Raw genomic sequence first — 8,663 nt, forward strand, 5'->3', positions numbered from 1 at the left:
GGCCGAACTGGCGCCGCACGCCGCGCGATGGGATGCGGAGGGCATCTTTCCGCGCGAGGCGATCGCCAAGGCCGGTGAACTGGGCTTCTGCGGTCTGTACATGGACCCGGAAGTGGGCGGCAGCGGCCTGAGCCGACTGGACGCCGCCGTCGTCATCGAGGAGCTCGCCAACGTCGACCCGTCGACCGCGGCCTACATCAGCATCCACAACATGGCCTCGTGGATGGTGTCCAAGTGGGGCCAACCGGCCCTGCGTGATGCCTGGGGCAATGACCTGTCTTCGGGCAGCAAGCTGGCCTCGTACTGCCTGACCGAGCCGGGCGCCGGTTCGGATGCAGCCTCGCTGAAGACCACCGCCGTGCGCGATGGCGAGTTCTACGTGTTGAATGGCTCCAAGGCCTTCATTTCCGGCGCCGGTGCCACCGAGCTGCTGGTGGTGATGGCACGTACCGGCGGTGCCGGTGCAGGCGGGGTCAGCGCGATCGCGGTGCCGGCCGACCTGCCGGGCATCAGCTATGGCCGCAAGGAAGAGAAGATGGGCTGGAACAGCCAGCCCACCCGCGGCATCACCTTCGAAAACGTCCGCGTACCGGTCAGCCACCTTCTGGGAGAGGAAGGTGGCGGCTTCAAGCTGGCGATGAAGGGGCTCGATGGCGGCCGCATCAACATCGCCGCGTGCTCGCTGGGTGCTGCGCAGGGCGCGCTGGATGCCGCACGCCGCTACATGGGCGAGCGCCGCCAGTTCGGCAAGGCGCTGGCTGATTTCCAGGCGCTGCAGTTCAAGCTGGCCGACATGGCCATCGAACTGGTGGCCGCCCGGCAGATGGTGCATTCGGCTGCGCGCAAGCTCGACGCCGGTGCCAGCGATGCCAATGTGTGGTGTGCGATGGCCAAGCGCTTCGCCACCGATGCCGGTTTCAACGTCTGCAATGAAGCGCTGCAGATCCACGGCGGCTACGGCTACATCCGCGAATACCCGATCGAACGCCTGCTGCGCGATTCGCGTGTGCACCAGATCCTGGAAGGCACCAACGAGATCATGCGGGTGATCGTTGCCCGTCACCTGCTCAACACCGAAGAGGAACTGCGATGAAGGATTGGCGTACCCAGGAACACGTGGGCCTGAAGGTCGAGGCCGATGGCCACACCGCCGTCGTCACCCTGCACAACCCGCCGGCGCATACCTGGACCGTGCACAGCCTGTCGGCGCTGCGCGACCTGGTGGGCGCGCTCAACGCAGACCGCGACATCTACGCGCTGGTGATCACCGGTGATGGCGAGAAGTTCTTCTCCGCGGGTGCCGACCTCAACCAGTTCGCTTCCGGCGACAAGGCTGCCGCACGCGAAGCGGCACGCCGCTTCGGCGAAGCCTTCGAGGCGCTGTCCGGTTTCCGTGGCGTGTCGATCGCCGCGATCAACGGCTATGCCATGGGCGGCGGCCTGGAATGCGCGCTGGCCTGTGACCTGCGGATCATCGAAGACCATGCCCAGGTCGCGCTGCCGGAGGCCACCGTCGGCCTGCTGCCGTGCGCCGGTGGCACCCAGAACCTGCCGCGCCTGGTCGGCGAGGGCTGGGCCAAGCGCATGATCCTGCTGGGCGAGCGCATCAACGCCGAGACCGCACTGCGCATTGGCCTGGCCGAAGAAAAGGTCGGCAAGGGCGAAGCCAAGGCGCTGGCACTGGAATGGGCGAAGAAGGCCGGCAAGCAGAGCCCGACCAGCATTGCCGCCTGCAAGACGTTGGTGCAGTCCACGCGCACCGGCACCCATGCGTCGGCGCTGGTGGCCGAGCGCGAGGCCTTCGTCGATCTGTTCGACACCGCCGACCAGGTCGAGGGCGTGAGTGCCTTCCTTGAAAAGCGCGCCGCGCAGTGGAAAAACGCATGAGTATCGACACCGCTGCCGATGACGCACCGGTGCTGTTCGAAGAGCGCGTGGCCAGCAATGGCACGCGCATCGGCATCGCCACGCTGAACGCACCGCGCACGCTCAATGGCTTCTCGCTGCCGATGGCACACCTGCTGCTGAAGCAGTTGAATGCCTGGGCCGACGACGATGCCATCGCCATGGTGGTGCTGCAGGGCGCCGGTGAGAAGGCGTTCTGCGCCGGCGGTGACCTGCACAGCCTGTACCAGAGCATGCGTGCCTACCGCGACGCCGGCCAAAGTGATATCCGCGGGAACGACTACGCCGCCGAGTTCTTCGACGTCGAGTACCGCGTCGACTACCTGATCCATACCTACGCCAAGCCGATCCTGTGCTGGGGCCATGGCATCGTGATGGGCGGCGGCATCGGCCTGATGTCCGGCGCCAGCCATCGCGTGGTCAGCGAGCGTTCCAAGCTCGCCTTCCCGGAAATCACTGTCGGCCTGTTCCCTGACGTGGGTGGCAGCTGGCTGCTGCCGCGCGTGCCGGGCAACGGTGGCCTGTTCCTGGCCCTGACCGGTGCGCTGCTCAACCCCGGCGATGCGATCTATGCCGGCCTGGCCGACGTGCACGTGGCCGAGGAACGCCGCAGCGCGGTGTTCGATGCGCTGCTGCAGGTCGCGTGGTCGGCCGATGCCGCACGCAACCACGAGCGCCTGTCACAGCTGCTGCTGTCGTTCGCCAGCGATGCAGCTACCGGCCCGCTGTTGGCCAATGCCGCGCAGGTCGATGCGCTGTGCGAAGGCGATGACCTTACCGCCATCGTCGAACGCATCAGCACCCTGCAGACCGATGATGCCTGGCTGCAGGCCGCACAGAAGACGCTCGCCGCCGGTGCGCCGGGTTCGGCACGGCTGGCCTTCGAACTGCAGCGCCGCAGCGCCGGCCAGGACCTGGCGAGCGTGTACCGGCTGGAATACATCACGGCACTGCATTGCGCTGCGCATGGCGATTTTGCCGAAGGCATCCGCGCGCTGCTGATCGACAAGGATCGCAATCCGTCGTGGACCCCGGCCACGCTGGCCGATGCCAGCCGCGCATGGGCCGATACGTTCTTCGCTTCTCCCTGGGCCGATGCCGCGCATCCGCTGGCCGACCTGGGCACCCCTGTCGTTGAAAGGAGCCTGGCATGAGCCGCATTGCATTCATTGGGTTGGGCAACATGGGTGGCCCGATGGCCGCCAATCTGGTCAAGAACGGCCGCACCGTGCGCGTGTTCGATCTGGTGCCGGCTGCTGTACAGGCCGCTGTCGATGCAGGCGCCAGCGCCGCGCCATCGGCACGCGAGACGCTTGCCGACGCTGAAGTGGTGATCTCGATGCTGCCGGCCAGCCGCCACGTCGAAGGCGTGTACCTGGGCGACGACGGCATCCTTGCCGCCATTCCCGCCGGTGCGCTGGTCATCGACTGCAGCACGATTGCCCCGGCCAGCGCGCGCAAGGTTTCCGAAGCGGCCGCCGCACGTGGCCTGCAGATGATCGACGCGCCGGTATCAGGCGGTACTGCCGGCGCACAGGCCGGCACGCTGACATTCATCGTCGGCGGTGAAGAGGACGCGCTGGAACGCGCCCGCCCCGTGCTGCAGGCGATGGGCAAGAACATCTTCCATGTGGGTGCCAGCGGCGCCGGCCAGGTCGCCAAGCTGTGCAACAACATGGCGCTGGGCGTGATCATGGCCGTCACCGGCGAAGCCATCGCGCTGGGCGTTGCGCACGGGCTGGACCCGAAGGTGCTGTCGCAGATGATGGCGGTCAGCACCGGCCGCAGCTGGGCTACCGAAGTGTGCAACCCGTGGCCGGGCGTGCTGGAAAACGCACCGGCGTCGCGCGGCTACAGCGGCGGTTTCGGCAGCGATCTGATGCTGAAGGACATGGGCCTGGCAGTGGAAGCGGCGATGAGTGTCGGCGCCTCGATCCCGCTGGGTGAAGTGGCCCGCAACCTGTACTCGATGAATCACCAGGCGGGCCGCGGCAAGCTGGATTTCTCCAGCGTCGTGCAGCTCATCACGAGCGAAAAGTGACCTGGTAGTGCCGGCCGCTGGCCGGCAACCTCATGCCCCCTTGCGGGACAACGAAGGTGGGATGGGCGGATGCACGGTTTCGACCGGCATCCGCCCATTTTTTTGCCCCGCGCGCGGGTAGTGCCGGCCGCTGGCCGGCATCAGCGCATCAGGCAACGATCAGCGTCACGTCGATGTTGCCGCGGGTAGCGTTGGAGTACGGGCAGACGATGTGCGCCTTCTGCACCAGCTCTTCCACCTGCTCGCGCGGCACGCCCGGCACGTTGATGGTCAGCTCGGCTTCGATGCCGAAACCGGTCGGGATCTGGCCGATGCCGACCTTGCCGGTCACGGTGGTGTCGGCCGGCAGTGCGACCTTGGCCTGGCCGGCGACGAACTTCAGTGCGCCCAGGAAGCAGGCCGAATAGCCGGCCGCGAACAGCTGTTCCGGATTGGTGCCGGGGCCGCCAGCGCCGCCCAGCTCGCGCGGGGTCGACAGCTGGATGTCCAGCACGTTGTCGGAGGACACGGAACGGCCTTCACGGCCGCCGGTGGAGGTGGCCTGGGCGGTGTACAGAACCTTTTCGATGGACATCGGGATGCTCCTGGTCAGTGGGTGGGTGGTGCGTTGGAGCCTACTTTGCCCGGATTCTGCAGACGGTGGGTGACAGTTCGTCTGCAAAACTTGACGGATCGTCCGCCGGGCCTAGATCGTCCATTCCCGGTCAGTGGTGAACATGATGGTCAGCCAGCGGTCCGGCGAGGATTCGCCCAGCGCATCGCCGATTTCGTCGCGCAGGTGATCCCACTCCAGCAGGGGCCGCGGCGGGTCGTCCTCGCGCACCACGAAGAACAGCTCGATCTGTTCGCCACGGCCGACCTGCGCCACATAGCTGCGGTGTTCGACGAAGCCGTGTCGGGCGACGATATCGCGCGCCACCGCATCCACGTGCGCCTGCAGCTCCGGCGGGGTGACCAGCAGGATGCCGGCCAGTGCGCGGCGGACCGTGCCCAGTGGCGCGATCATCACCAGCACGCAGACGAAGGCGAGGATGGCCGGATCGATGTACGGCCCGACCCAGGCCAACGATGTACCGCGCACCAGCACACCGCCGAGGAAGGCCGCCAGGTAACACGCCGACATGCTCGCGGCAATTACCCAGTTCTTCGCATCCAGCGCGATGAATTCCGAGCCGATGCGCCGGTTCGCACGCAGCACGAACCAGGCCAGCGCGCTCTCGGCCACGATCGACAGTGCCGCGAAGATGATCGCGGGACCAAGCGCGATCTGGCGCCCGCCCGACATCAGCGCATCGACCGCATTGACCAGTGCATACAGCGCTGCGCCGATCATCAACGTACCGCTCACTCCCAGCACGATCGGTTCCAGGTGCCAGAACCCCATGGTGAAGCGCTGATTGAGTCGCGACTGCACGGCATCGGTCTGCGTGGACAGGGCGATCAGCCGCGCGACCAGCAACGACAGCCAGGTCATCACCACGTCGATCAGGCCGTAGATGCCGTCGAAGATGATCAGCGAAGAATTGGCCAGCAGGCCGAACACCACCGCAGCTGCAGCCAACAGCAGCGAGCCGACGATGGACAGGCGCAGCACGCCTTGTTCGGTGCGTGGATCGAAGAAGCGGGGCGGGGCCATGACCATGCAGCATTGTAGAGCGGAGCCATGCTCCGCCGCCTTTCACGCAGTCTGGCCTACCTCCGGCTCATCGGCTGCAGTAAACTCCGCCCCTCCCACGCTACCCGACGACACACTGCAGTGATCACGCCACCCTGACCCTTGCCGCCCATCGGCAGCCGGCCCATCCGGCTCAGGAATCCGTGTCTTTCCACTGCAGCGCCACGTGGCCTCGCCCGCGTGTGCGCGGAGCTTTTCCATGCAAACGTCCTATCCCCTGCGCCAGCAATGGCTCGGCAACCTCCGTGGTGATCTGTTGTCCGGCGCCGTTGTTGCCCTGGCGCTGATTCCCGAAGCAATCGCCTTCTCGCTTATCGCCGGCGTCGATCCCAAGGTCGGCCTGTACGCCGCGTTCTCCATCGCGGTGATCACTGCCATCGCCGGTGGCCGTCCGGGCATGATCTCCGCCGCCACCGGTGCGATGGCGCTGGTGATGGTCGATCTCGTTCGTGATCACGGCCTGCAGTACCTGTTCGCCGCCAGCATCCTGGCCGGCCTGCTGCAGGTAGTGGCTGGCCTGTTCAAGCTTGGCTCGCTGATGCGTTTTGTTTCGCGCTCGGTCATCACCGGCTTCGTCAATGCGCTGGCCATCCTGATCTTCCTGGCCCAGATGCCCGAGCTGATCGGTCGCGGTCCTGCGGTCTACGTACTGTGTGCTGCCGCGCTGGCCATCATCTACCTGCTGCCACGCGTCACCCGTGCCGTGCCATCGCCTCTGGTGGCGATCATCGTGCTCACCGCCGTGGTCATCGGCTTCGGCATCGATGTGCGCACGGTGGGCGACATGGGCCAGCTGCCCGACAGCCTGCCGTACTTCCTCATCCCGGATGTGCCCTTCACCTGGGAAACGCTGCGCATCCTGCTGCCCGTGTCGGCCACGCTGGCGGTGGTCGGCCTGCTCGAATCGATGATGACCCTGCAGATTGTCGAAGACATCACCGAGACGCCCAGTGAGCGCAACCGCGAGTGCGTCGGCCAGGGCCTGGCCAACACGGTCACCGGTTTCCTCGGTGGCATGGCCGGCTGCGCGATGATCGGCCAGTCGGTCATCAACGTGACCTCCGGTGGGCGAGGCCGCCTGTCCTGCCTTGTGGCTGGCGTACTGCTGCTGGTGCTGGTGGTGTACGGCAGCGACCTGGTGCGGCAGATCCCGATGGCCGCACTGGTGGCGGTGATGATCATGGTCAGCATCGGCACCTTCAGCTGGCGCTCGTTGCGCGACCTGCGCACGCATCCGCGCAGCTCCTCGGCAGTGATGCTGTTGACCGTGGTGGTCACCGTGGCCACCCATGATCTGGCCAAGGGTGTCCTCAGCGGCGTGCTGCTGTCGGCGCTGTTCTTCGCCCGCAAGGTCGGCCACATGCTCGACGTGCAGCGCGAAGACGTTGCGGACATGCAGGTCTACCGCGTGCGCGGCCAGGTGTTCTTCGCCTCCGCCGGGCAGCTGGGTGCGGCGTTCGACTACCAGCACGTGGCGCCGAAGGTACAGATCGACCTGCGCGACGCCCATCTATGGGACCTGACCGCCGTCGCCGCGCTGGAACGCGCAGGGGAAAAGCTGGCCGCGCACGGCGCCGAAGTCAGTGTTGTCGGCCTCAACGCCGCCAGCCAGACGCTGATCGAACAGGTGGGAGGGCGCGGCGGCGCGCATTGACCGCGCGCTCGCGGCTCCATGCCTCGGACTGGCCAGGCAGTTTCTGCGACGCCGTCCGCGCAAGCTGAATTCAGTCAGCCATCTGAAACCGCCGCTGTCGTAGGATCTGCACCGTGATCGGGGCCGATGGACGGTCCCTCCCCGCCGGCACCCGCTGGCGACACGCAAGGGAGATACAGGCTGATGCAGGCAATGGATGCCCGTCGGGGCAATGAACAGATCGTCTCCGGCCGTCGGTACTGGAAGGTGCTGGCCCTGTGCCTGGCGCTCACCGCGTGCCAGGCACCTTCTTCCCCTGCATCGGCCGAAGCGGCGGCCACCCCGGCACCGCTCGCCGCGGCATCGCCGGCAACCGCCCCCAACCCAGCGACCGGTGATTCCTCTGGGTACCCTGATGCCTCCTACACAGATGGTCGCCTGCGCCCGGCTTATGGCTGGTGCGTGGATGGCGTGGAGGATGCGGGCATGCTGCAGGCCTGCGGCAAGGATGAACTGGCCTATCAGGAGGGGCGCCTGGAAGAAGGTGCCAGCAAAGCCGTGACCGGGCTCGACGGTGCTGCCAAGCATGCGTTCCTGGCTACCCAGGCGACCTGGCGCAGCGATACCGATCGGCATTGCGCCGCTCCGGCCAATGCCGGTGTGGATGACCTGCAGAAGGCACAGGAGTGCCGCCTGTTCCGTGTGGCCAACCGCGCCGACGCATTGCTGGCGCAGAGCGGCCCGCCCGATACCTCCTACACCCAGGCAACGCTTCGACCGGAATTCATCCGCTGTGTGCAGCAGGCCCGTGGCATGAACGACCATATCCAGGCCTGCGGCGATACCGAGCTGGCCTACCACCAGACGCAGCTGCAGGCCGAAGTGGCGCGCCTGATGAACGGCCCCGACGGTCCGGCCAAGGACCGCTGGATGGACGAACAGGCCACTTGGGCCGAGGACACCGACAAGCGCTGCAGCCCGGGTACAGAGAGCGTGGGCCAGGCGCTGGACGCGCAGTCGTGCCTCATCAACCGCTACGCCAACCGCGCGGAGGAACTGCAGGCGCGCGAGCGGCGTTGATGTCGGCTGAAACCTGAATTCAGTCAGGCATCGGCATTCTGCGCTGGCGTAGCATCCTCACCGTGATGGGGCCGATGGACGGCTCCTCTTTGCCGACCCACCCGGCGACTCACCAGGGAGAAGCAAGCAATGCAAGCCTTGAGCGCGCCTGCGCGCATTGATCGATCCGCCTTTGAAATCCGACGCGGAATTGCGCTGGTGCTGTGCCTGTTGCTGGGCGCCTGCCAGGCCCCTTCGGCCGACAGCGCCACGGTTGCCGCTGCCGCCAGTGCAGATGAGCCCACACCGGCAGCCACATCGACACCGGCCAGCGCGACGCCTGCAACTGC

Annotated in this window: 8 protein-coding genes; 6 read left to right on the top strand and 2 right to left on the bottom strand. The window is 66.7% G+C overall.

The genetic code is table 11. From position 1 onward, the window contains the following. The 4 genes from AB4Y84_RS06890 to mmsB form a co-directional block, all read left to right on the top strand. Positions 1-1,093, top strand: a 1,093-nt coding sequence (locus AB4Y84_RS06890) for an acyl-CoA dehydrogenase family protein (protein WP_442249918.1), incomplete at its 5' end; no start/stop codon positions are given. After that, positions 1,090-1,887 (top strand): enoyl-CoA hydratase, encoded by a 798-nt coding sequence (locus AB4Y84_RS06895; protein WP_136639106.1) that lies wholly within the window; start codon positions 1,090-1,092, stop codon positions 1,885-1,887. The genes AB4Y84_RS06890 and AB4Y84_RS06895, both read left to right, overlap by 4 nt. Next, positions 1,884-3,059, top strand: a complete 1,176-nt coding sequence (locus AB4Y84_RS06900) for an enoyl-CoA hydratase/isomerase family protein (RefSeq protein WP_442244008.1) — start codon at positions 1,884-1,886, stop codon at positions 3,057-3,059. The genes AB4Y84_RS06895 and AB4Y84_RS06900 overlap by 4 nt, the downstream gene beginning before the upstream one ends. Beyond that, complete coding sequence (gene mmsB / locus AB4Y84_RS06905; protein ID WP_442244009.1) at positions 3,056-3,946, top strand: 3-hydroxyisobutyrate dehydrogenase; 891 nt, start codon at positions 3,056-3,058, stop codon at positions 3,944-3,946. The genes AB4Y84_RS06900 and mmsB overlap by 4 nt, the downstream gene beginning before the upstream one ends. A 148-nt stretch (positions 3,947-4,094) precedes the next feature. On the opposite strand, the gene AB4Y84_RS06910 is transcribed toward mmsB, so the two are convergent. Both AB4Y84_RS06910 and AB4Y84_RS06915 read right to left on the bottom strand, forming a co-directional pair. Next, complete coding sequence (locus tag AB4Y84_RS06910; RefSeq protein ID WP_004153735.1) at positions 4,095-4,520, bottom strand: organic hydroperoxide resistance protein; 426 nt, start codon at positions 4,518-4,520, stop codon at positions 4,095-4,097. 111 nt (positions 4,521-4,631) lie between these two features. Further along, complete coding sequence (locus AB4Y84_RS06915; RefSeq protein ID WP_442244010.1) at positions 4,632-5,582, bottom strand: cation diffusion facilitator family transporter; 951 nt, start codon at positions 5,580-5,582, stop codon at positions 4,632-4,634. A 238-nt stretch (positions 5,583-5,820) separates the two neighbouring features. On the opposite strand from AB4Y84_RS06915, the gene AB4Y84_RS06920 reads away from it, so the two are divergent. Next, entirely contained in the window at positions 5,821-7,275 is a 1,455-nt protein-coding gene (locus tag AB4Y84_RS06920; protein ID WP_442244011.1) for a SulP family inorganic anion transporter, read from the top strand. Positions 7,276-7,467: 192 nt separating this feature from the next. Next, a complete protein-coding gene (locus tag AB4Y84_RS06925) occupies positions 7,468-8,334 on the top strand; it encodes a lysozyme inhibitor LprI family protein (protein WP_442244012.1) in 867 nt (288 codons plus the stop codon). Positions 8,335-8,663 lie beyond the last annotated feature (329 nt).

Source organism: Stenotrophomonas sp. 2YAF22 (assembly GCF_052114665.1).
Classification (GTDB): Bacteria; Pseudomonadota; Gammaproteobacteria; order Xanthomonadales; family Xanthomonadaceae; genus Stenotrophomonas; species Stenotrophomonas indicatrix.

Bases quoted from the DNA above. Each gene is read 5' to 3' on its own strand.
- AB4Y84_RS06910 (WP_004153735.1), bottom strand. From the start codon at position 4,520: ATGTCCATCGAAAAGGTTCTGTACACCGCCCAGGCCACCTCCACCGGC.
- mmsB (WP_442244009.1), top strand. From the start codon at position 3,056: ATGAGCCGCATTGCATTCATTGGGTTGGGCAACATGGGTGGCCCGATG.
- AB4Y84_RS06925 (WP_442244012.1), top strand. From the start codon at position 7,468: ATGGATGCCCGTCGGGGCAATGAACAGATCGTCTCCGGCCGTCGGTAC.
- AB4Y84_RS06900 (WP_442244008.1), top strand. From the start codon at position 1,884: ATGAGTATCGACACCGCTGCCGATGACGCACCGGTGCTGTTCGAAGAG.
- AB4Y84_RS06895 (WP_136639106.1), top strand. From the start codon at position 1,090: ATGAAGGATTGGCGTACCCAGGAACACGTGGGCCTGAAGGTCGAGGCC.
- AB4Y84_RS06915 (WP_442244010.1), bottom strand. From the start codon at position 5,582: ATGGCCCCGCCCCGCTTCTTCGATCCACGCACCGAACAAGGCGTGCTG.
- AB4Y84_RS06920 (WP_442244011.1), top strand. From the start codon at position 5,821: ATGCAAACGTCCTATCCCCTGCGCCAGCAATGGCTCGGCAACCTCCGT.